Origin of the sequence: Klebsiella sp. KTE92, assembly GCF_000398905.1 — a bacterium.
GTDB lineage: Bacteria > Pseudomonadota > Gammaproteobacteria > Enterobacterales > Enterobacteriaceae > Klebsiella > Klebsiella variicola.
The window spans coordinates 3,690,105-3,712,212 of sequence record NZ_KB976100.1 but is presented as its reverse complement, the minus strand read 5'-3'; the positions used below and the strand labels follow the sequence as shown (position 1 = coordinate 3,712,212).

Genomic DNA, 22,108 nt, shown 5'->3' with positions numbered 1-22,108 from the left:
GCAGGAGAGGCATAATGAAAACGCTGCTGATTATTGATGCCGGACTCGGACAGGCGCGCGCCTATATGGCGAAAACCCTGCTGGGAGCGGCAGCGCCTAAAGCGCACCTTGAACTGATTGATAACCCGAACGACGCCGAACTGGTGATTGTGCTGGGCGCGGCGCTGGCCACCGACAGCGCGCTGAACGGCAAACAGGTCTACCTTGGCGACATTAATCGCGCCGTGGCGCACCCGGAGCTGTTCCTCAGCGAAGCCAAAGGTCACGCAACGCCGTACGCGGCCCCTGCCGCTGCGGCAGTCCCGGCGGCTACCGGCGGACCGAAACGTATTGTCGCGGTCACTGCCTGCCCGACCGGCGTTGCTCATACCTTTATGGCGGCAGAAGCCATCGAAACCGAAGCCAAAAAACGCGGCTGGTGGGTGAAGGTGGAAACCCGCGGCTCCGTTGGGGCTGGCAATGCCATCACCCCGGAAGAGGTGGCCGAGGCGGATCTGGTGATCGTCGCTGCCGATATCGAGGTGGACCTGGCGAAATTCGCCGGTAAGCCAATGTATCGCACCACCACCGGTCTGGCGCTGAAGAAAACCGCCCAGGAGCTGGATAAAGCGGTGGCCGAAGCCAAACCGTACCAGCCGTCCGGTAAACCTCAGGCTGCTGGCGAAGGGAAAAAAGAGTCGGCGGGCGCCTACCGCCACCTGTTGACCGGCGTCTCCTACATGCTGCCGATGGTGGTGGCCGGGGGCCTGTGTATTGCGCTCTCCTTTGCCTTCGGGATCAAAGCGTTTGAAGTGAAAGACACCCTGGCGGCGGCGCTGATGCAGATCGGCGGCGGCTCGGCCTTCGCGCTGATGGTACCGGTGCTGGCAGGCTTTATCGCCTTCTCCATTGCCGACCGTCCGGGCCTGACCCCGGGTCTTATCGGCGGTATGCTGGCGGTCAGCGGCGGCTCCGGCTTTATTGGCGGGATCATTGCTGGTTTCCTTGCCGGTTACGTGGCGAAAGCCATCAGCACGAAGCTGAAACTGCCGCAGAGTATGGAAGCGTTGAAGCCAATCCTGATCATTCCGCTGGTCTCCAGCCTGATCGTGGGTCTGGCGATGATCTACCTGATCGGTAAACCGGTAGCCGGTATTCTCGCCTGGCTGACCCACTGGCTGCAAACCATGGGCACCGCGAACGCGGTTCTGCTGGGCGCAATCCTCGGCGCGATGATGTGTACCGACATGGGCGGGCCAGTGAACAAAGCGGCTTATGCCTTTGGCGTGGGCCTGCTGAGTACCCAGACCTACGCGCCGATGGCGGCGATCATGGCGGCCGGTATGGTGCCTCCGCTGGCGATGGGTATCGCGACGCTGGTTGCCCGCAATAAGTTCGACAAAGGGCAGCGTGAAGGGGGGAAAGCCGCGCTGGTTCTCGGCCTGTGCTTTATCTCTGAAGGGGCGATTCCTTTTGCCGCCCGTGACCCGATGCGCGTGCTGCCTTGCTGCATCGTCGGCGGCGCGGTAACCGGCGCTATCTCGATGGCGATTGGCGCAAAACTGATGGCGCCGCACGGCGGTCTGTTTGTCCTGCTGATCCCGGGAGCGATTACGCCGGTGCTGGGCTACCTGCTGGCGATTGTTGCCGGGACGCTGGTGGCGGGCCTCTCCTACGCGGTGCTGAAACGCCCGGAAGCGCAGGTAGTGGACGTCGAAAAAGCGGCATAATCTTACCGTAATAAAAAAGGGCCGATTGTTCGGCCCTTTTTTTGTCTCTGTTTTACGCCACTTCGGCGATCTGCTGTGCCCGCAGCCAGGCAATCTCTTCCGCCCAGATATCCGGGTTGATGGTTTCCAGAATCAGTGGAATGCCGTCGAAGCGGCTGTCCTGCATGATCCAGCGGAAGCAGTCGTGGCCAATGTTGCCTTCGCCAAGGCTATGGTGACGGTCAACGCGGCTGCCAAACGTACTCTTGGCATCATTCAGGTGCATGCCGCGCAGATACTGGAAGCCGACGATACGCTCGAAGTCGGCAAAGGTCTTCTCGCAGGCTTCGGCGCTGCGCAGGTCATAGCCGGCAGCGAACGCGTGGCAGGTATCGATGCAGACGCCGACGCGGGATTTATCTTCCACGCCGTCGATAATCGCCGCGAGGTGCTCGAACTTAAAGCCGAGGTTGCTGCCCTGGCCGGCGGTGTTTTCGATCACCGCGGTGACGCCTTCGGTCTTCGCCAGCGCGATATTGATCGATTCGGCGATGCGCGCCAGGCACGCCTCCTCCGGGATCTGCTGCAGATGACTGCCGGGGTGGAAGTTGAGCAGCGTCAGCCCCAGCTGCTGGCAGCGGGTCATCTCATCAATGAAGGCATCACGGGATTTTTCCAGCGCCTCTTCCACCGGATGGCCGAGGTTAATCAGGTAGCTGTCGTGCGGCAGGATCTGCCCGGGGCCAAAGTGATACTTTTCGCAGGCGGCTTTGAATTCGGCGATGGTTTCGTCGCTGAGCGGCGCGGCGCGCCACTGGCGCTGGTTTTTGGTGAAGAGGGCGAAGGCGGTTGCTTCGATTTCGGCGGCGCGAATGGCGGCATTGGCCAGTCCACCTGAGGCGCTCACGTGCGCTCCTACGTATTTCATAAAAAAACTCCAGTTAAAGCCGCTGGGGGGTGGGTAATGATAGCGGCTTAACTGGAGAAAGATGTAGTGCTTTATGCCATCAGGCTGTGGATAGCGACGTTAATAGCCCCGCCGCCGACAATCAACCAGACGAACAGCATCAGCGCCATCAGCAGCGGTTTCGCCCCGGCTTTTTTCAGCGCGCTGACGTGAGTGGTAACCCCGAGGGCGGCCATTGCCATCGCCAGCAGAACGGTATCCAGCGTCACCAGCATATCCACCACGGCTTTCGGCAGCAGATGGAAGGAGTTAAACACCGCCACCAGGATGAACATAATCGCGAACCACGGAATGGTGATTTTGCTTTTCTCGCCGTTGCCTGCCGGGGTCAGCTGTTTAACACGCGCCGCCAGGAACAGCAGGAACGGAGCCAGCATCATGACGCGCAGCATTTTGGCGATAACCGCCGCGTTCTCGGCGTCCGGGCTGACCGCATGGCCGGCGGCAACCACCTGCGCCACTTCATGCATGGTGGAACCCATATAGATCCCGTAGGTCTCCGGAGTAAACCAGTGCGCCAGCAGCGGGTACATCGCCGGGTAGAGGAAGATGGCGATGGTACCGAAGATAACCACCGTGGCGACGGCGACCGTCACTTTACTGGCTTCGGCTTTGACCACCGGTTCGGTGGCGAGCACAGCCGCCGCGCCGCAGATGCTGCTGCCGGCGCCGATCAGCCAACTGGTGTGTTTGTCGAGACCAAACACTTTCTGGCCAAGGAAGCAGGCGATGAAAAAGGTACTGGAGAGCGTCAGAACGTCAATCAAAATACCGCTCACGCCGACGTCGGCAATCTGGGCGAACGTCAGGCGGAAGCCGTAGAGGATGATCCCCAGGCGCAGCAGGTGCTGCTTGGCGAAGATCACCCCGCCGTCGCAGGGCTGCCAGATTTTCGGGTAGACCGTGTTGCCGACGACCATCCCGAACAGGATAGCGAGGGTCAGGGCGCTAAAGCCTGCGCCGGCGATGGCCGGGAAACTCCCGGCCCACAGGGCGGCGCCGGTCAGCGCGGCGGTCAGCGCCAGGCCTGGGACAAAATGCCACAGGGAACGATGTTTGGTGGGTAAAGTGAGTGCTGTCATAACCTTCTCCTTTGTCTGCCTAAAGGTTACGCCGCGCGCGGTTAAATATAAAATTGATTATATGTTTATAATCAATCGTAATAAGTGGTTAAGGACCGCATCGTCGCTGACAAGGGGGCAGGGGAGCGATGCGGCGAAAGCGGGGTGGTTTCCCGGCAAGACGATGATTTTGTGACATAAGCGGATTTTCCTTCCTTCAGCCGCCTCGATTTGTGTCACCATAGTAAGGAAGGTTATTCAGGTTGGATTACTAAACGGGTGGGTTATGCATATTACGCTGCGGCAGTTGGAAGTGTTCGCCGAAGTCCATAAGAGTGGGTCAACCACTCAGGCGTCACAGATGCTGGCGCTTTCGCAATCTGCGGTCAGCGCCGCGCTGACCGATCTGGAAGGGCAGCTCGGCGTGCAGCTGTTTGACCGCGTCGGTAAACGACTGGTGGTGAATGAGCACGGACGGCTGCTGTACCCGCGTGCGCTGGCGCTGCTGGAGCGGGCGCTGGAGATCGAACAGCTGTTTCGCGGCGATAACGGGGCGATCCGGGTCTACGCCAGCAGCACCATCGGCAACTATATTATGCCGGAGATCATCGCCCGTTATCGCCATGACTTCCCGGAACTGCCGGTGGAATTGAGCGTCGGCAACAGCCTGGATGTGATCAACGCCGTCGCCGACCTGCGGGTGGATTTCGGTCTGATTGAGGGGCCGTGCCATGCCGCCGACATCATTGCCGAGCCGTGGCTGGAAGATGAGCTGGTGGTGTTTGCTGCGCCTGATTCGCCGCTGCTGGCGGGGGAGGTGACCCTGCAGCAACTGGCTGAGGCGCCGTGGATCCTGCGCGAGCATGGGTCCGGTACCCGGGAGATTGTCGATTATGTACTGCTGTCGCATCTGCCGGCGTTTCATATGGGCATGGAGCTGGGCAATTCGGAGGCGATCAAGCACGCCGTCCGGCATGGCCTGGGCATCAGCTGTTTATCGCGCCGGGTGATTGCCGAACAGCTGACCTCGGGCACGCTGGCGGAGCTGAAAGTGCCATTGCCCCGGCTGACGCGCACGCTGTGGCGGATCCATCATCGGCAGAAGCATATTTCCAAAGCATTACAACGTTTTCTGCAATATTGCCAGGTGTAGCACCCGGTTTTTACGCCTCATAACGGGGGGAATTCGCTGGCAATTCCGCAGGTTAGTGCTTTACTAATAATTTGCGGGCGATCATGAAGCTCTCTTATAACTTTGCATTTGTACCGGATGGAACCCCGATCGTCTGCTACAATCGCGCCTCATTTTTTGGATGGATAGCATTATCACATGGTTTCGGAAACTAAAACCACAGAAGCGCCCACGCTACGTCGTGAACTGAAGGCGCGCCACTTGACCATGATCGCCATTGGCGGTTCCATCGGTACGGGTCTTTTTGTTGCCTCTGGCGCAACCATTTCGCAAGCAGGTCCCGGCGGGGCGCTGCTGTCTTATATTCTGATCGGTTTGATGGTCTATTTCCTGATGACCAGCCTGGGCGAGCTGGCGGCGTTTATGCCGGTGTCCGGTTCCTTCGCCACCTACGGCCAGAATTATGTTGAAGAAGGCTTCGGCTTCGCGCTGGGCTGGAACTACTGGTACAACTGGGCGGTGACGATCGCCGTTGACCTCGTGGCTTCGCAACTGGTGATGAGCTACTGGTTCCCTGATACCCCGGGCTGGATCTGGAGCGCCTTGTTCCTTGGCATTATGTTCCTGCTGAACTGGATCTCGGTGCGCGGCTTTGGCGAGGCGGAATACTGGTTCTCGCTGATCAAAGTCGCCACCGTCATTATCTTTATTATTGTCGGCGTGATGATGATTGTCGGCATCTTCAAAGGGTCGCAGCCCACTGGCTGGAGCAACTGGGGGATCGCGGATGCGCCATTCGCCGGTGGTTTCTCGGCGATGATCGGCGTGGCGATGATTGTCGGCTTCTCCTTCCAGGGCACTGAGCTTATCGGCATCGCGGCCGGTGAGTCTGAGGATCCGGAGAAGAACATCCCGCGCGCGGTGCGCCAGGTCTTCTGGCGTATCCTGCTGTTCTACGTTTTCGCCATTCTGATTATCAGCCTGATCATTCCGTACACCGACCCGAGCCTGCTGCGCAACGACGTGAAGGATATCTCCGTCAGCCCGTTCACGCTGGTCTTCCAGCATGCTGGTCTGCTGTCGGCGGCGGCGATCATGAACGCGGTTATTCTGACTGCCGTTCTGTCGGCCGGTAACTCCGGGATGTACGCTTCCACGCGTATGCTGTACACCCTGGCCTGCGACGGCAAAGCGCCGCGTATTTTCTCGAAGCTGTCGCGTGGCGGCGTGCCACGCAACGCGCTGTACGCGACCACTGTTATCGCGGCGCTGTGCTTCCTGACGTCCATGTTCGGCAACCAGACGGTGTACCTGTGGCTGCTGAACACCTCCGGGATGACCGGCTTTATCGCCTGGCTGGGTATTGCGATCAGCCACTATCGTTTCCGTCGTGGCTACGTCATGCAGGGTAACGATATTAATAATCTGCCGTATCGTTCCGGATTCTTCCCGCTGGGGCCGATCTTCGCTTTCGTGCTGTGCCTGATCATCACCCTCGGACAGAACTACGAAGCGTTCCTCAAGGACACCATTGACTGGGGCGGCGTGGCGGCGACCTACATCGGTATTCCGCTGTTCCTCGTCATCTGGTTTGGTTACAAGCTGGCGAAAGGCACCCGCTTTGTTCGCTACAGCGAAATGACCTTCCCGGAGCGCTTTAAGCGTTAATCTTCGCAATTGTGCGATAAAAGCCCTCTGAAAAGAGGGCTTTTTTTATGTCCGCACGGTTACAGCTTGACACAATTCTTCATAATTATATTGATAATCGTAATCATTATCTTTATCATTTTCGCCCATTACGGATGAAGCCACTCCCCGTCTCTGCCATTGGGTCAGACTGACATCGGGCGACCAGCCACATCGACGAGAAAATAGCGCGAGCATGCCGCCGACAGAGCGACAGGCCGCCAGCGCGTGTGAGCAGCACCTTTTTGTTTGTTTGGTTGTACACCTCATGGAGATTTGGAATGTTCAGGTTAAACCCTTTTATCCGGGCGGGATTGTCTGCGTCCGTCGTATCATTGGCGTTTCCGGCTCTCGCCGATGTAAATGAAGAAACGCTGGTGGTGACCGCCTCGGCCACTGAACAGAGCGTCAAAGACGCGCCGGCGAGCATCAGCGTCATCACCCAGCAGGATTTACAACGTAAGCCCGTCCAGAACCTGAAAGACGTACTGCGCGATGTCCCTGGGGTCCAGCTCACTAACGAAGGGGATAACCGCAAGGGCGTCAGCATTCGCGGTCTGAGCAGCAGCTATACCCTGATCCTCGTCGACGGGAAACGCGTCAACTCCCGCAACGCCGTCTTCCGCCACAATGACTTCGACCTGAACTGGATCCCGGTGGATGCCATCGAACGTATCGAGGTGGTGCGCGGCCCGATGTCCTCCCTTTACGGTTCCGATGCGCTCGGCGGCGTGGTCAACATTATTACCAAAAAAATCGGCCAGAAATGGACCGGGACGCTGAGCGCCGATACCACCATTCAGGAACACCGCGATCGCGGCGATACCTGGAACGGTCAGTTCTTCACCAGCGGTCCGCTGATCGACGGCGTGCTCGGGATGAAGGCCTACGGCAGCCTGGCAAAACGCGCTAAGGACGATCCGCAGTCTTCCAGCAGCGCCACCGGCGAGACGCCGCGCATCGAGGGCTTCACCAGCCGCGATGGCAATGTTGAATTCGCCTGGACGCCGGGCGAAAACCATGATTTTACGGCGGGCTATGGCTTTGACCGTCAGGATCGTGATTCCGATTCCCTTGACCGCAACCGCCTTGAGCGTGAGAACTACTCCCTGAGCCATAATGGCCGCTGGGATATGGGTAACAGCGAGCTCAAGTTCTACGGCGAAAAGGTGGATAACAAAAATCCGGGGCAGAACGGGACCATCACCTCGGAAAGCAATGCCATCGACGGCAAGTATGTCCTGCCGCTGGACATGATTAACCAGCTGGTGACCTTCGGCGGCGAATGGCGCCACGATAAACTCAAAGATCCGGTCAACCTGAGCAGTGGCGGCCAGTCGACCTCCGCCAGTCAGTACGCCCTGTTTATCGAAGACGAATGGCGCATCATCGAGCCGCTGGCGCTGACCACCGGCATTCGTATGGACGACCATCAGACCTATGGCGATCACTGGAGCCCACGCGCCTATCTGGTGTATAACGCCACCGATACCGTCACCGTCAAAGGCGGCTGGGCGACGGCGTTTAAAGCCCCGTCGCTGCTGCAGCTTAACCCCGACTGGACCACCAACTCCTGCCGCGGGTCGTGCAGCATCATCGGTAACCCGGACCTGAAACCGGAAACCAGTGAAAGTTTCGAGCTCGGTCTCTACTACCGTGGGGAAGAGGGCTGGCTGCAGGATGTTGAAGGCAGCATCACCACCTTCCAGAATAATGTCGACGATATGATCGATGTTCTGCGCACCTCCAGCGCCAGCGAAGCGCCGGGCTACCCGAACTTTGTCGGCTGGAAAACCGTCAACGGCAAGCGCGTGCCGATCTTCCGCTATTTCAACGTCAACAAAGCCCGCATCAAAGGGGTGGAGACGGAGGTGAAGATCCCGTTTGGCGATGAGTGGAAGCTGACGATGAACTACACCTATAACGATGGCCGCGATCTGAGCAATGGCGGCGACAAACCGCTGCAGACGCTGCCGTTCCATACCGCCAACGGCACGCTTGACTGGAAACCGCTGGACGACTGGTCCTTCTACGTGACGGCCAACTATACCGGCCAGCAACGCGCGGTAAGCGCCACCGGCAAAACGCCGGGCGGCTACACCCTGTTTGACGTTGGCGCGGCATGGCAGGTGACCAAAAACGTGAAACTGCGCTCCGGTGTGCAGAACGTGGGTGATAAAGATCTGAGCCGGGACGACTACAGCTACACCGAAGAGGGCCGTCGCTACTTTATGGCGGTGGATTATCGCTTCTGATCGTCGGCACTAAAACGTGGCCTGCGGGCCTGAGCATGCGCCGTGAAGCTGCTTCGCGGCGCAGTGGCGTTTAGGCAAAGAGATGCTGCGCATGGAAGCGCAGATGGTCTTCAATAAACGAGGCAATGAAGTAATAGCTGTGGTCGTAGCCAGGCTGGATACGCAGCGTTAACGGCCAGGCCTTCTGGCGGGCGGTTTCCGCCAGTACGGCCGGCTGTAATTGCCCGGCGAGGAACGGATCGTTATCGCCCTGGTCGATCAGCGTCGGCACGGCGTCAGCCGGCTGGCTGGCCTGCATCAGCGCGCAGCTGTCCCACGACTGCCATGTCGATTCATCCGCGCCCAGATAGGCGGTAAACGCTTTCTTGCCCCACGGCACCTGGCCGGGATTGACGATCGGCGCAAAGGCGGAGACGCTGGCGTAGCGGCCCGGATTTTTGAGCGCCATTACCAGCGCGCCGTGACCGCCCATCGAATGGCCGCTGATGGCGCAGCGTTCGCCGACGCTAAACTCGCTACGGATCAGCGCGGGCAGTTCATCGCGCAGATAATCATACATCCGATAGTGCGCCGCCCACGGCGCCTCGGTGGCATTCAGGTAGAAGCCGGCGCCTTGCCCCAGATCGTATCCATCATCGTTGGCGACCTCATCACCGCGCGGGCTGGTATCCGGCATCACCAGCGCGATGCCCAGCTCAGCGGCAATGCGCTGGGCGCCCGCCTTGGTGGTAAAGTTTTCGTCGTTACAGGTTAGCCCGGACAGCCAGTACAGTACCGGCGGCGGCGTTTCGCGCTCAGGCGGTAAAAAAATGCTGAACGTCATGGCGCAGTTCAGGACAGGGGAGTGATGACGCCAGCGTTGTTGCCGACCGTCAAAACAGCGATGCTCTTCAAGCAGTTCCATGCAAGGCTCCTCGAAAGGGGGGGGGCGCGTAAACGTTCATAATACAGATATTTCATTAGCCGGTGAGTAACTTTCACTTTCTCCTTTTGAGAACTTACTGCATCATTAATGCAACTTATAGCCAACATACCGGTGTAGCGATGGCGCTTATGGATGCGTACAGCGGTTAGATCATTCCGGATTCGGCGATAAGGATTTGGCGCCGCGCCTGAGGCGCGGCTTCAGGCCCTAATAAAAGGCAGCGCCAATTTCAATAATTATCGTTACGGCTACTGGATTCTGTGCGCCACCTCACGCACAATGAATACAAACTTTGCCCCCAGAAAAAGCAAAGAGCGCCACACCTGCAGGAGAAACCCAAATGTCATCACTGAGTAAAGAAGCCGTCCTCGTTCATGAAGCGCTGGTCGCTCGTGGGCTGGAGACGCCGATGCGTGCGCCAGTACAAGAAATTGATAACGAAACACGCAAGCGTTTGATTACCGGTCATATGACCGAGATTATGCAACTGCTGAATCTGGATCTGAGTGATGACAGTCTGATGGAGACCCCGCATCGCATCGCCAAAATGTATGTCGATGAGATCTTCTCCGGGCTGGATTACTCCCGCTTCCCAAAAATCACCGTCATTGAAAACAAAATGAAGGTTGATGAAATGGTGACCGTGCGCGATATCACCCTGACCAGCACCTGCGAACACCATTTCGTCACCATCGATGGTAAAGCGACAGTAGCCTATATCCCGAAAGATGCGGTGATCGGCCTGTCGAAAATCAACCGCATCGTGCAGTTTTTCGCTCAGCGTCCGCAGGTCCAGGAGCGTCTGACCCAGCAGATCCTGATCGCGCTGCAGACGCTGCTCGGCACCAGCAACGTGGCGGTATCCATTGACGCGGTGCATTACTGCGTGAAGGCGCGCGGCATTCGCGATGCGACCAGCGCCACCACCACCACCTCCCTCGGTGGCCTGTTCAAATCCAGCCAGAATACCCGCCAGGAATTCCTGCGCGCAGTACGTCACCACAACTAAAACGGAGCAGGGTACATGGAGAGAAATGTCACGCTGGACTTTGTCCGCGGCGTCGCCATCCTCGGTATCCTGCTTCTCAATATCAGCGCCTTCGGCTTGCCGAAGGCCGCTTACCTCAATCCTGCCTGGTCAGGAAGCGCGTCCCTCAGCGATGCCTGGACATGGGCACTCCTCGACTTGCTGGCGCAGGTGAAGTTTCTCACGCTCTTTGCACTGCTGTTTGGCGCCGGTCTGCAGCTGCTGCTCCCGCGAGGGAAGCGCTGGATCCAGTCGCGGCTGACGCTGCTGGCGCTGCTCGGTTTCATTCACGGTCTTTTTTTCTGGGATGGCGACATTCTGCTGGCCTACGCCCTGGTGGGGCTGGTGAGCTGGCGCATGGTGCGTGAGGCGCACCACGTCAAATCGCTGTTCAATACCGGGGTGGTGCTCTACCTCATCGGCATTGCGGTGCTGGTGCTGCTGGGGATGATCTCCGGGACGGCGGCGAATCGCTCCTGGGTGCCGGACGCAGCGAACCTGCAGTATGAGCAGTACTGGAAGCTGCACGGCGGCATGGAGGCAGTCAGCAACCGGGCGGATATGCTATCGGACAATCTGCTGGCGCTGGGCGCCCAGTATGGCTGGCAGCTGGCGGGGATGATGCTGATGGGCGCGGCGCTGATGCGCAGCGGCTGGCTCAAAGGACAGTTCAGCCTGCGTCACTACCGGCGCACGGGGGCGCTGCTGGTGGCGGCCGGGATGGCGGTGAATCTGCCGGCAATAATCGCCCAGTGGTATCTGGCCTGGGACTATCGCTGGTGCGCGTTTTTGCTGCAGGCGCCGCGCGAACTGAGCGCCCCCCTGCAGGCTATCGGCTATGCCTCGCTGGCCTGGGGTTACTGGCCGCAGCTGTGCCGTTTCCGCCTGGTGGGCGCTATCGCCTGCGTTGGACGCATGGCGCTGACCAACTACCTGTTGCAGACCCTGATCTGCACCACCCTGTTTTATCATCTCGGGCTGTTTATGCGCTTCGATCGCCTGCAGCTGCTGGCCTTTGTTCCCCCCATCTGGGCTGTTAACCTCCTTGTCTCATCGCTGTGGCTGCGCCGCTTCCGCCAGGGGCCGGTGGAATGGCTGTGGCGTCAGTTAACCCTGCGTGCGTCAGGCACATCATTGAAAGACACATCCAGATAACGATCTCGATCACAATCATTAACAAAACGGATGTAAACGTTTCCAGCCGTGTGACCTCACTCACGTAGCGGACCGCGGGTCGCTGCCAGAATAGCCTCCTTGCTGAGCACAGGAGGTGAATGTGACGTGCTGTAATTCTCTTAAGGTCGCTGAGTATGATCACCATTCGTGATGTCGCCCGCCAGGCGGGTGTATCCGTGGCCACCGTGTCGCGGGTGCTGAACAACAGCGCGCTGGTGAGTCCGGATACGCGCGACGCCGTGATGAAAGCGGTGACCCAACTGGGCTACCGACCCAACGCCAACGCCCAGGCGCTGGCCACCCAGGTGAGCGATACCATCGGCGTGGTGGTGATGGACGTCTCCGACGCCTTCTTCGGCGCGCTGGTGAAAGCGGTGGATACCGTCGCCCAGCAGCATCAGAAGTATGTGCTGATCGGCAACAGCTATCACGAGGCGGAAAAAGAGCGCCACGCCATCGAGGTGCTGATCCGCCAGCGCTGCTCGGCGCTGATTGTCCATTCGAAAGCGCTCAGCGATGATGAACTGAGCGACTTTATGCAACATATCCCGGGAATGGTGCTGATCAACCGCATTGTGCCAGGCTTTGCCCATCGCTGCGTCGGGCTCGACAACGTCAGCGGCGCGCTGATGGCCACCCGCATGCTGCTCAATCACGGTCACCAGCGCATCGGCTATCTCTCCTCAAACCACGGCATTGAAGATGACGATATGCGCCGGGAAGGGTGGAGCAAAGCGCTGCAGGAGCAGGGCATCATCGCCCCGGACAGCTGGGTCGGTTCTGGCTCCCCGGATATGCAGGGCGGCGAGGCGGCGATGGTCGAACTGCTGGGGCGTAATCTCGGTCTCACCGCGGTATTCGCCTATAACGACAGCATGGCGGCCGGCGCGCTGACGACCCTGAAGGACAACGGCATTGTCGTGCCGCAGCATCTGTCGCTGATTGGCTTTGATGATATTCCTATTTCCCGTTACACCGATCCTCAACTCACTACCGTGCGCTATCCGGTAATGTCGATGGCAAAGCTGGCCACCGAGCTGGCGCTGCTGGGGGCGGCCGGCAAGCTGGATCGCGAGGCAACGCACTGCTTTATGCCGACGCTGGTGCGCCGTCATTCCGTTGCCCAGCGGCAAACTGTGGGGCCGATCACTAACTGAAGCGGTGATGGGATGTAACCGCTTTCAATTTGTGAGTAAATTCACAGTATATTAACATTCGCCTGATTATGATGGCAGCGTTTACCAGTCTGAACCACGAGGTGATGGGTTATCCTCACTTTTTTAAGTAGGAACAAGGCGTTAAACGAGTTTTAGAGTCGTATTTTTCTGGAGCGTTACCCGACACGGAAGACCGAATTTTCGTCGTGAAATGCGTTGTGCGGTAACACTAATGCAACAAACCCCGCCCGCACTTTTTCACAATAATGACCCTGCATAATAAAACCGGAGATTCCATGAATAAGAAGGTGTTTACCCTGTCTGCTGTAATGGCTGGTCTGTTATTTGGCGCCGCCGCACACGCAGCAGATACCCGTATCGGCGTGACGATTTATAAATATGACGACAACTTTATGTCGGTGGTGCGTAAGGCGATTGAAAAAGATGGCAAATCCGCGCCTGACGTCCAGCTGCTGATGAATGACTCGCAGAACGACCAGTCGAAGCAAAACGATCAGATTGACGTGCTGTTGGCGAAAGGCGTGAAGGCGCTGGCGATTAACCTGGTTGACCCGGCGGCAGCGGGAACAGTGATTGAAAAAGCGCGCGGGCAGAATATTCCGGTGGTGTTCTTCAACAAAGAGCCTTCCCGCAAAGCGCTGGATAGTTATGACAAAGCTTATTACGTCGGTACCGATTCGAAAGAGTCCGGGATTATTCAGGGCGATCTGATCGCCAAGCACTGGAAAGCCAACCCGAACTGGGATCTGAATAAAGACGGTCAGATCCAGTTCGTCCTGCTGAAAGGCGAGCCGGGCCATCCGGATGCGGAAGCGCGTACCACCTACGTTATCAAAGAGCTGAATGATAAAGGTCTGAAGACCCAGCAGCTGCAACTGGATACCGCCATGTGGGATACCGCGCAGGCGAAAGACAAAATGGACGCCTGGCTCTCCGGCCCGAATGCGAACAAGATTGAAGTAGTGATCGCGAACAACGATGCCATGGCGATGGGCGCGGTTGAAGCGCTGAAAGCGCACAACAAGAGCAGCATTCCGGTGTTTGGCGTCGATGCCCTGCCAGAAGCGCTGGCACTGGTGAAATCCGGCGCGATGGCCGGTACCGTGCTGAACGATGCCAACAACCAGGCGAAAGCGACCTTCGATCTGGCGAAAAACCTCGCGGAAGGTAAAGAAGCCGCGGCGGGCACCAACTGGAAAATTGACAACAAGATTGTTCGCGTACCGTACGTGGGCGTCGATAAAGACAACCTGAGCCAGTTTACCGGCAAGTAATCGTGATGTGAGTTGCGGGCGTGGTTTAACCACGCCCGATTATTCCTGATACAGAACCAGACTCCTGCTGGCGTAATTGCGCCGGACGGGGCGTGCATGAACGCAGCCAGGTATAACTATGGTCAGCAATAATAGCGAACGGTCAGGCGAATATTTGTTGGAAATGACCAACATCAACAAATCGTTTCCTGGCGTCAAGGCTCTTGATAATGTCAACCTGAAGGTTCGTCCGCACTCCATTCATGCGTTAATGGGTGAGAACGGCGCCGGCAAATCGACATTATTAAAATGCCTTTTTGGGATCTATCAAAAAGATTCCGGTAGCATTCTTTTTCAGGGAAAAGAGATCGATTTCCATTCGGCGAAAGAAGCCCTGGAAAACGGTATATCGATGGTGCATCAGGAATTAAACCTGGTTTTACAGCGTTCAGTCATGGATAACATGTGGCTCGGACGCTATCCCACCAAAGGCATGTTTGTCGATCAGGACAAAATGTACCGGGATACCAAGGCCATTTTTGATGAGCTGGATATTGATATCGACCCGCGTGCCCGCGTCGGTACCTTATCGGTATCCCAGATGCAGATGATTGAGATCGCTAAGGCGTTTTCCTATGACGCCAAAATCGTCATCATGGACGAGCCGACGTCATCGCTGACGGAAAAAGAGGTCAACCATCTGTTTAAGATCATCCGCAAGCTGAAAGATCGCGGCTGCGGTATCGTCTATATCTCGCATAAAATGGAAGAAATTTTCCAGCTGTGCGATGAAATAACCATCCTGCGCGACGGCCAGTGGATCGCCACCCAGCCGCTGGAAGGGCTGGATATGGACAAGATTATCGCCATGATGGTCGGGCGCTCGCTCAACCAGCGTTTTCCGGATCGCGAAAATACCCCGGGAGAAGTGATCCTCCAGGTGCGCAATCTCACCTCGCTGCGTCAACCCTCCATTCGCGATGTCTCCTTTGATCTGCATAAGGGCGAAATTCTCGGTATCGCCGGCCTGGTAGGCGCTAAACGTACCGACATCGTGGAGACCCTGTTCGGGATCCGTGAGAAGGCCAGCGGCACCATCACCCTGCACGGTAAGAAGATCAACAACCACAGCGCCAACGAGGCGATTAACCACGGTTTTGCACTGGTGACCGAGGAGCGGCGCTCCACCGGGATTTATGCCTATCTGGATATCGGTTTTAACTCGCTGATCTCCAATATTAAGAAATATAAAAACAGCATCGGCTTGCTGGATAACTCGCGAATGAAGAGCGACACCCAGTGGGTTATTGACTCGATGCGCGTTAAAACCCCCGGCCAGCATACGCAGATCGGTTCGCTTTCCGGTGGTAACCAGCAAAAGGTCATTATAGGCCGCTGGCTGCTGACCCAGCCGGAGATCCTGATGCTGGATGAGCCAACGCGCGGTATCGACGTCGGCGCCAAATTCGAGATCTACCAGCTGATTGCCGAGCTGGCTAAAAAAGACAAAGGGATCATTATTATTTCTTCCGAAATGCCGGAACTGCTGGGGATTACCGACCGCATTCTGGTGATGAGCAATGGCCTTGTCGCGGGCATTGTAGAGACTAAAACCACCACGCAAAACGAAATACTGCGTCTTGCGTCATTGCACCTTTAAGATCAGGGGCTTCACATGAGTGCGTTAAATAAAAAGAGTTTTCTCACTTACCTGAAAGAGGGTGGGATATATGTCGTCCTTCTGGTCCTGTTGGCCATTATTATTTTCCAGGATCCGACATTTTTAAGTCTGCTCAACCTGAGTAATATCCTGACTCAGTCTTCGGTGCGTATTATTATTGCCCTGGGCGTGGCCGGACTTATCGTCACGCAGGGGACCGACCTCTCCGCCGGCCGTCAGGTGGGACTGGCGGCGGTGATTGCCGCCACCATGCTGCAGGCGGTGGATAATGCCAACAAGGTGTTCCCGGATATGGCGACCATGCCGATCCCGTTGGTGATCCTGCTGGTGTGCGCCATCGGGGCGGTCATCGGCCTGATTAACGGGATCGTCATCGCCTACCTGAACGTGACGCCGTTTATTACCACCCTCGGCACTATGATCATCGTGTACGGCATTAACTCGCTGTACTACGACTTCGTGGGCGCGTCGCCGATCTCCGGTTTTGACAGCCACTTCTCCCATTTTGCCCAGGGGTTTGTGGCGCTGGGCTCGTTCCGCCTGTCCTACATTACCTTCTACGCGCTGATTGCCGTCTTCTTTGTCTGGATCCTGTGGAACAAGACGCGCTTTGGTAAAAACATCTTCGCTATCGGCGGTAACCCGGAAGCGGCGAAAGTCTCCGGGGTTAACGTGGCGTTGAACCTGCTGATGATCTATGCCCTCTCCGGGGTGTTCTACGCCTTCGGCGGCCTGCTGGAAGCCGGGCGTATCGGCTCGGCGACCAATAACCTCGGCTTTATGTACGAACTGGACGCCATCGCCGCCTGCGTGGTGGGCGGCGTTTCGTTCAGCGGCGGGGTAGGGACCGTATTCGGCGTGGTGACAGGGGTGATTATCTTCACCGTCATCAACTACGGCCTGACCTATATCGGCGTCAACCCTTACTGGCAGTACATTATTAAGGGGGCGATTATTATCTTCGCCGTGGCGCTGGACTCCCTGAAATACGCCCGTAAGAAATAAGATTGAACGCATCAAAAACCCGCGCCTGGCGCGGGTTTTTACTATTTAAATAGAGAAGAAATAAGTGTTTTAGAAATAGGGACGAGTCCTGTTTCAAGGCCAAACGGCTTATAGATTTTATTAATGATCTCGGCAGAATAATTGCCTTTATCATTTTCCACATCAGATAAGGTCTTACGAGAGACATCCACTAGCCGGGCATATTCATCCTGGCGTAAACCCAGAACTTCTACTCTCAGTTTTTTCAGGGCCTCTCCCTGGCTGATGGCGCCTAGCATGATGTCATGGATAATGGCGTGAATGACCGCCTGACGATCGACCGTTTTGACTTTTTTTAAACCAGCCGAGACGCGTTGTCTGCTTATCTCTGAACGAGCTTTTTTTTCCGTAGCCGTTACCCCGGTGGCGGGTAGGGATGGTGGGTTATCCGCCCGCAGCCTGGCTAAGGTATTTTGGATTTCTGTTTCTTTTTTATTCAGGGTCTTCATAACAGCCCCCAGCGAGCGAGTTTGTCAGGTATAAATTTAAAACCAATTGATGGCATTTCCAGAATCTGAACAGGAACGCCGCGTACTTTAAGACGGGATGGTAAATCAACGAGTTGAGATGCGGTTTCACTTAAAGCATTAAGCAATGTGTCAGGGGTGATCCATTCAGCCAAAGCTTGTGCGATGGCGCCAAAGTTATATTCGCCTCCTGATTCGCAGGCTAATGACCACTTCATCGTGCGCGGTATACCTTCCGGGTCGGCTTTCATTGGTGCAAAATCGTAGATTGGCGCAAGGATAATTTCATTATCTGCTTTCATAAATGCAGTATTACGTCCATGGTTATCACTATTGCCAAAAATAATGTTTAATAAGTCTCGACGTACCCAATCGATGATAAATCCTTGAACATCAAAGCGATAATTCTGTACTCTTACCATATTACTGGATGTGATCTTTTCGATTAGGATCCGCAGCGTGGTTTCATGATCAAGTATCGTCGCTGGCGCTTTTTGTAACAGAGAATAGACTGACTCCATTCCCAATCTCATTATCCGGCCATCACCGTCTCTTCTGATATCAAATCGCGGCAACCAGAGAGAGGGATAATGTAGCCCCTCCTGCTGCGGCTCCTCGTTCCTGGTCATAGTCGAGAAAATCACTGGCACGATTCATGACATCAGTGACAGAGAACGTTTTACTGCTTGCCAGACTATCCCAGTCCGGCACCGAGTCTTTAATGCGTAAATTTCCCACTGGCGACATCGTGCCGAATTTGAGCAAGATGAAATTCTGCTGGCCCTGAGGAAGTTCACTGATATCTAAAAAGTTAACCCAGTAACGTCGGCTGGCGCCGCTTGGAATGATATCGTCTATAAATCTTAACCATCCAGGATTTCCGTGATCCTCAAAATAAAGCGAAACGGGATGGTTGAGCGACACGGCGTGAAAGTCATCGCGTTCCAGAAAGTCGATGGCGTAATCGGTAAGATAGTCGATTTGTGTTGTAAACCAGTCCCCTTGCTCACTACCGGGGAATTTTATCAACGCAATGTCTTGCCACTCCGCATTGAGAAAGGCTTGTACCGTTAATGTTTCCATCGCGCCCTCCAAAAAGGATGATGAGTGAAATATTACTCATTAAAGAGCATTCATGCAATTAACGTTACTTATAATACGCATTGTTTTGGCATCGCATGATTAATGCATCTTATATCACTCATTGGCGGGTTTTGTGTTTTTCTGCAGTTCCAGCAGCTGCTCCGGAGTGACTGCCGGGTAGGACTGGGCGTCATCCGGTACGTCATGCTGTTGAGCCGGAATCGGGATGAGAGGGCCGAGAAAGCGCGGTTCCCGTTTGAAGATATAGAGGTCCGCCAGCGCGCCAAAGCGGGCGCCGAACTCGCGCAGCCGCACGCTCCACATATCCTTCGGCGACGGCACCGCGTAGCACTGGGCCTGGATCCCCATATGCAGGGCGATAAACAGCGCCCGTTCGCAGTGGAAGCGCTGGGTGATGATAATGAAGTCGTTGGTATCGAACACTTTGCGGGTGCGGACGATTGAGTCGAGCGTACGGAAGCCGGCATAGTCCAGCACGATATCGGCAGGATCGACGCCGCCTTTAATCAGGTCCCGACGCATGGTCATCGGTTCATTGTAGCTTTGCAGAGCATTATCGCCGCTCAGCAGCAGATAGTTGACCTTGCCGCTGTTGTAGGCGTTCAGCGCGCCCTGGATGCGGTAGCGGTAATACTGATTGATGACGCCGGTGCGGTAATATTTGGCGGTGCCCAGCACCACGCCGACCTGACGGTAGGGCAGGTCCTGCAGCTCATCATAGATATAGGGCGCGGTTTTCCAGCTCATCCAGCGGTCAAGGCCCAGCACGGTCAACAGCAGCAGGCCGAGCAGGACTAACAGGCTGTAGAACACACGCTTTAACATGAACTTGGCTCAATAATAGACAACGGAGTCTTCAGGCTACTTTACCCGCCGGGTAAGCGCAAGAAACCCGCGTTTGATTGCGGGGATTTTCAGCAATATAGACAGATCGCCGAACGCAGGTCGGGTAAGGCGTGAGCCGACACCCGGCATAGTGATCTTCAGCTCGCCATGGCGCGAACCGTAGGTCGGGTAAGCGTAGCGCCACCCGACAACATCTCGGTATATCAGGTCGACGGTATATCAGGTCGGCCGGATAAGGCGAAACCGTCATCCGGCAATCTGCTCAGGCTGATCAACCTAACAGGACGCGCTCGATATTCTGGCAGCCCAGCGCCTTCAGGGTGGCGACGGTGGCATCCCACTGGATCAGCGCCGCGTCGGCTTTCTCCGCGAGGATTGCCCGCTGGATAGCGGGATAATCATAGCCGTTGAGGCTCAGGAGATTCAGCGCCCCCTGCAGTGGCGGCAGCGTCGGATTGAACGCCGCGTTTTCCGCATAGCTGCCGCTGAAAATGGTGCCGTCTTTCAGCTCCAGCGCCACGCCGGAGGGCGAGTGGCTGTAGGGCGCATGGCAGCGGTTGGCGGCCTGAATGGCTGCCTGGGTCAGGGCATCGCCGCTCACCGGGTAGCCATGGTCCTGTGCATCCATCAACAGGGTTTTTATCTCCAGATCTTTCGGACCAAAGGCGTCCGGCAGATAGTGCTCCAGGGCATGCGCTTCGCGGCCCGGCAGATGAATGCGCAGCGCCAGTCCGCTGTTCAGTTCGTTCATAAACTGACGGCAATGGCCGCACGGCGTGTAGTTCACCGTAATAGCGCGCAGGGAGGTCTCGCCGCGCAGCCAGGCGTGGCTGATGGCGCTCTGCTCGGCGTGAACGGTCTGCTGCATGGTCGCCCCGAGAAATTCCATATTGCCGCCAAAGTACCAGCGGCCGCTGACGCCGCGGGCGATCGCCCCGACGTTAAAATGAGAAAGGTCGGCGCGCGCGCAGGCGGCAGCAAGCGGCAGTAGCGCAAAGGCCAGCGCGTCTTCGTCCAGACCTGTCGCCTGCTGCAGCGTCGCCACCTGATCGGCTTCGAGCAGCGCCGGGAAGTGCGGGTCGGCGAGCATCGGGGCGATGGCCGCCTGCAGGTCTGCTGCCAGAGTCGTCAAAGCAGCTTGAAAACGTGAGTGCATAGCGTTGCCTCATAACAATGTAATGGGAAGCCAGTGTACGGGCGTCCAGCAGTCTCATATGTGACGAATATCTCATTGTTTATGCAACTTTGATTTGTTGCATTAAAAAATGTGATTTAAATCACAATTTATCCCACCACCGCGAGGATCAGCGGAAATAAGAACGGTGCCATCAACGAGGTGATGATCCCGCACAGCACCAGCGCCAGCGAACTAAACGCCCCTTCCTGGTAGTCCAGTTCCGCACAGCGGGCGGTGCCGAGGGCGTGCGAGGCGGTACCCATTGACAGGCCGCGTGACGCTTTGGTGCGAATGCGCATCAGGTTAAGCAGCGTATGGCCGAATACCGCGCCGAGGATGCCGACAAAAATCACGCACACGGCGCTGATGGCCGGAATACCGCCGATGCTGCCGCTGACCGCCATGGCAATTGGCGTAGTGACCGACTTAGGCAGAATAGAGGCGGCGATTTGCGGCGTGGCGCCCATCAGCAGGGCGACGGTAGTACCGGTGATCATCGCCACGCAGCTGCCGATAAAGCAGATGGTGATGATTGATTTCCAGCGCGCGCGGATCTGGTGCAGTTGCTCATACAGTGGAAAGGCCAGCGCGACCACCGCCGGCTGCAGCAGATCGTTCAGGACTTTGCTGCCGGCAAAATAACGCTCATAGGAGATCCCGGTCAGCAGCAGAAACGGAATTATAACTACCATCGCCACCAGCAGCGGGTTGAGCAGCGGGAACTTAAAGCGGGCGGCCAGCCTGCGGGCGAGAAAAAAGACGATCAGGGTTAGCGGCAGCGACCACCAGATTTCATGCATCATTTTTCTTTTCCTTTTGCCCAATCACTTTACGTTCGCCATGCACCAGGTGAGAGCTCCAGCTCACCACCACAAACACCACCAGCGTGCTGATGGCGCAGGAGATGACGACTGGCCCCAGCTGGGCGCGCAGCAGATCCCAGTATTGCATCACGCCGACGCCGATGGGCACGAACAATAGCGCCATATAGCGGATCAGGATATTGCAGCCAGGATTGACCCACTGCGGCGGCATAATTTGCAGCGCCAGCAGCACGAAAAGGATCAGCATGCCGATGATGCTGCCGGGGATAGTGATGGGCAGCAGTCCGGCGATAAAAATTCCGGCGTATAAGCAGGCGTAAATCAGGACGAAGGCCCGCAGGTACTGCCAGATAATAGTCAGCGATTTACTCATGGTAATAACCCTTGATGAAGTGCATTCATCATACAATTAATCCCTAAAATGTGCTACCGATCACATCATGAATTCTACGCATAGCGCTGATAGCGTACGGGAACAATAGCCTCTCCCGGCAGGACCCGACAGCTCGCAGCTTAGGGTATATGGAGTCCCACGCTACCTTTTTGAACGAGGCGCGGCAAATAAAGGCGGCATGAGACGCCGCAGACTCCTGTAAAGCATAGAGATTATCTCCTCG

18 protein-coding genes and 1 pseudogene are annotated in these 22,108 nt (G+C 56.6%); 10 read left to right on the top strand and 9 right to left on the bottom strand.

Annotated elements, in window-relative coordinates:
- Nucleotides 1-14 precede the first annotated feature (14 nt).
- Nucleotides 15-1,709: a PTS fructose transporter subunit IIBC gene (gene fruA / locus A1WC_RS08115; RefSeq protein WP_016161551.1), complete on the top strand. Its 1,695-nt coding sequence runs from the start codon at nucleotides 15-17 to the stop codon at nucleotides 1,707-1,709.
- 52 nt (nucleotides 1,710-1,761) lie between these two features.
- Here the strand turns inward: fruA and nfo are convergent, their stop codons facing one another.
- Together nfo and A1WC_RS08125 are read right to left on the bottom strand one after the other, a co-directional pair.
- Nucleotides 1,762-2,616, bottom strand: a complete 855-nt coding sequence (gene nfo / locus A1WC_RS08120; RefSeq protein WP_012967549.1) for a deoxyribonuclease IV — start codon at nucleotides 2,614-2,616, stop codon at nucleotides 1,762-1,764.
- Nucleotides 2,617-2,687: 71 nt separating this feature from the next.
- A complete protein-coding gene (locus tag A1WC_RS08125) occupies nucleotides 2,688-3,737 on the bottom strand; it encodes a YeiH family protein (RefSeq protein WP_012967550.1) in 1,050 nt (349 codons plus the stop codon).
- A gap of 265 nt (nucleotides 3,738-4,002) precedes the next feature.
- Between A1WC_RS08125 and yieE the strand changes: the two genes are divergently transcribed.
- From yieE to cirA, 3 genes are all read left to right on the top strand, one after another.
- Nucleotides 4,003-4,869: a DNA-binding transcriptional regulator YeiE gene (yieE, locus tag A1WC_RS08130; RefSeq protein WP_016161550.1), complete on the top strand. Its 867-nt coding sequence runs from the start codon at nucleotides 4,003-4,005 to the stop codon at nucleotides 4,867-4,869.
- Between the two features lie 177 nt (nucleotides 4,870-5,046).
- Nucleotides 5,047-6,516 (top strand): amino acid permease, encoded by a 1,470-nt coding sequence (locus tag A1WC_RS08135; RefSeq protein WP_012541030.1) that lies wholly within the window; start codon nucleotides 5,047-5,049, stop codon nucleotides 6,514-6,516.
- 299 nt (nucleotides 6,517-6,815) lie between these two features.
- Nucleotides 6,816-8,789, top strand: a complete 1,974-nt coding sequence (gene cirA / locus A1WC_RS08140) for a catecholate siderophore receptor CirA (protein WP_016161549.1) — start codon at nucleotides 6,816-6,818, stop codon at nucleotides 8,787-8,789.
- Nucleotides 8,790-8,859: 70 nt separating this feature from the next.
- On the opposite strand, the gene fghA is transcribed toward cirA, so the two are convergent.
- A complete protein-coding gene (fghA, locus tag A1WC_RS08145) occupies nucleotides 8,860-9,693 on the bottom strand; it encodes an S-formylglutathione hydrolase (protein WP_008804024.1) in 834 nt (277 codons plus the stop codon).
- A gap of 361 nt (nucleotides 9,694-10,054) precedes the next feature.
- On the opposite strand from fghA, the gene folE reads away from it, so the two are divergent.
- The 6 genes from folE (at nucleotide 10,055) to mglC (ending at nucleotide 17,034) form a co-directional block, all read left to right on the top strand.
- Nucleotides 10,055-10,723 (top strand): GTP cyclohydrolase I FolE, encoded by a 669-nt coding sequence (folE, locus tag A1WC_RS08150; protein WP_008804025.1) that lies wholly within the window; start codon nucleotides 10,055-10,057, stop codon nucleotides 10,721-10,723.
- A gap of 15 nt (nucleotides 10,724-10,738) precedes the next feature.
- Entirely contained in the window at nucleotides 10,739-11,896 is a 1,158-nt protein-coding gene (gene yeiB / locus A1WC_RS08155; RefSeq protein WP_016161548.1) for a DUF418 domain-containing protein YeiB, read from the top strand.
- A 155-nt stretch (nucleotides 11,897-12,051) separates the two neighbouring features.
- Nucleotides 12,052-13,074 (top strand): HTH-type transcriptional regulator GalS, encoded by a 1,023-nt coding sequence (gene galS, locus A1WC_RS08160; protein ID WP_012967553.1) that lies wholly within the window; start codon nucleotides 12,052-12,054, stop codon nucleotides 13,072-13,074.
- 296 nt (nucleotides 13,075-13,370) lie between these two features.
- On the top strand, nucleotides 13,371-14,369 hold the full coding sequence (mglB, locus tag A1WC_RS08165) for a galactose/glucose ABC transporter substrate-binding protein MglB (protein ID WP_008804028.1): 999 nt from the start codon (nucleotides 13,371-13,373) through the stop codon (nucleotides 14,367-14,369).
- Between the two features lie 118 nt (nucleotides 14,370-14,487).
- On the top strand, nucleotides 14,488-16,008 hold the full coding sequence (mglA, locus tag A1WC_RS08170) for a galactose/methyl galactoside ABC transporter ATP-binding protein MglA (protein WP_008804029.1): 1,521 nt from the start codon (nucleotides 14,488-14,490) through the stop codon (nucleotides 16,006-16,008).
- A gap of 15 nt (nucleotides 16,009-16,023) precedes the next feature.
- Entirely contained in the window at nucleotides 16,024-17,034 is a 1,011-nt protein-coding gene (mglC, locus tag A1WC_RS08175) for a galactose/methyl galactoside ABC transporter permease MglC (RefSeq protein ID WP_002912871.1), read from the top strand.
- A 41-nt stretch (nucleotides 17,035-17,075) separates the two neighbouring features.
- On the opposite strand, the gene A1WC_RS08180 is transcribed toward mglC, so the two are convergent.
- From A1WC_RS08180 to A1WC_RS08205, 6 genes and pseudogenes are all read right to left on the bottom strand, one after another.
- Nucleotides 17,076-17,522 (bottom strand): helix-turn-helix transcriptional regulator, encoded by a 447-nt coding sequence (locus tag A1WC_RS08180; RefSeq protein WP_012541033.1) that lies wholly within the window; start codon nucleotides 17,520-17,522, stop codon nucleotides 17,076-17,078.
- A pseudogene (locus tag A1WC_RS28560) lies at nucleotides 17,519-18,623 on the bottom strand (HipA domain-containing protein). The gene A1WC_RS08180 and the pseudogene A1WC_RS28560 overlap by 4 nt, the downstream one beginning before the upstream one ends.
- 114 nt (nucleotides 18,624-18,737) lie before the next feature.
- Complete coding sequence (gene sanA / locus A1WC_RS08190; RefSeq protein ID WP_008804033.1) at nucleotides 18,738-19,469, bottom strand: outer membrane permeability protein SanA; 732 nt, start codon at nucleotides 19,467-19,469, stop codon at nucleotides 18,738-18,740.
- Nucleotides 19,470-19,761: 292 nt separating this feature from the next.
- Complete coding sequence (gene cdd, locus A1WC_RS08195; RefSeq protein ID WP_012967554.1) at nucleotides 19,762-20,646, bottom strand: cytidine deaminase; 885 nt, start codon at nucleotides 20,644-20,646, stop codon at nucleotides 19,762-19,764.
- Nucleotides 20,647-20,774: 128 nt separating this feature from the next.
- A complete protein-coding gene (locus tag A1WC_RS08200; protein ID WP_008804035.1) occupies nucleotides 20,775-21,470 on the bottom strand; it encodes a CidB/LrgB family autolysis modulator in 696 nt (231 codons plus the stop codon).
- Nucleotides 21,460-21,864, bottom strand: coding sequence for a CidA/LrgA family protein (locus A1WC_RS08205; protein ID WP_004201620.1), 405 nt, complete (start codon nucleotides 21,862-21,864; stop codon nucleotides 21,460-21,462). The genes A1WC_RS08200 and A1WC_RS08205 overlap by 11 nt, the downstream gene beginning before the upstream one ends.
- Nucleotides 21,865-22,108 lie beyond the last annotated feature (244 nt).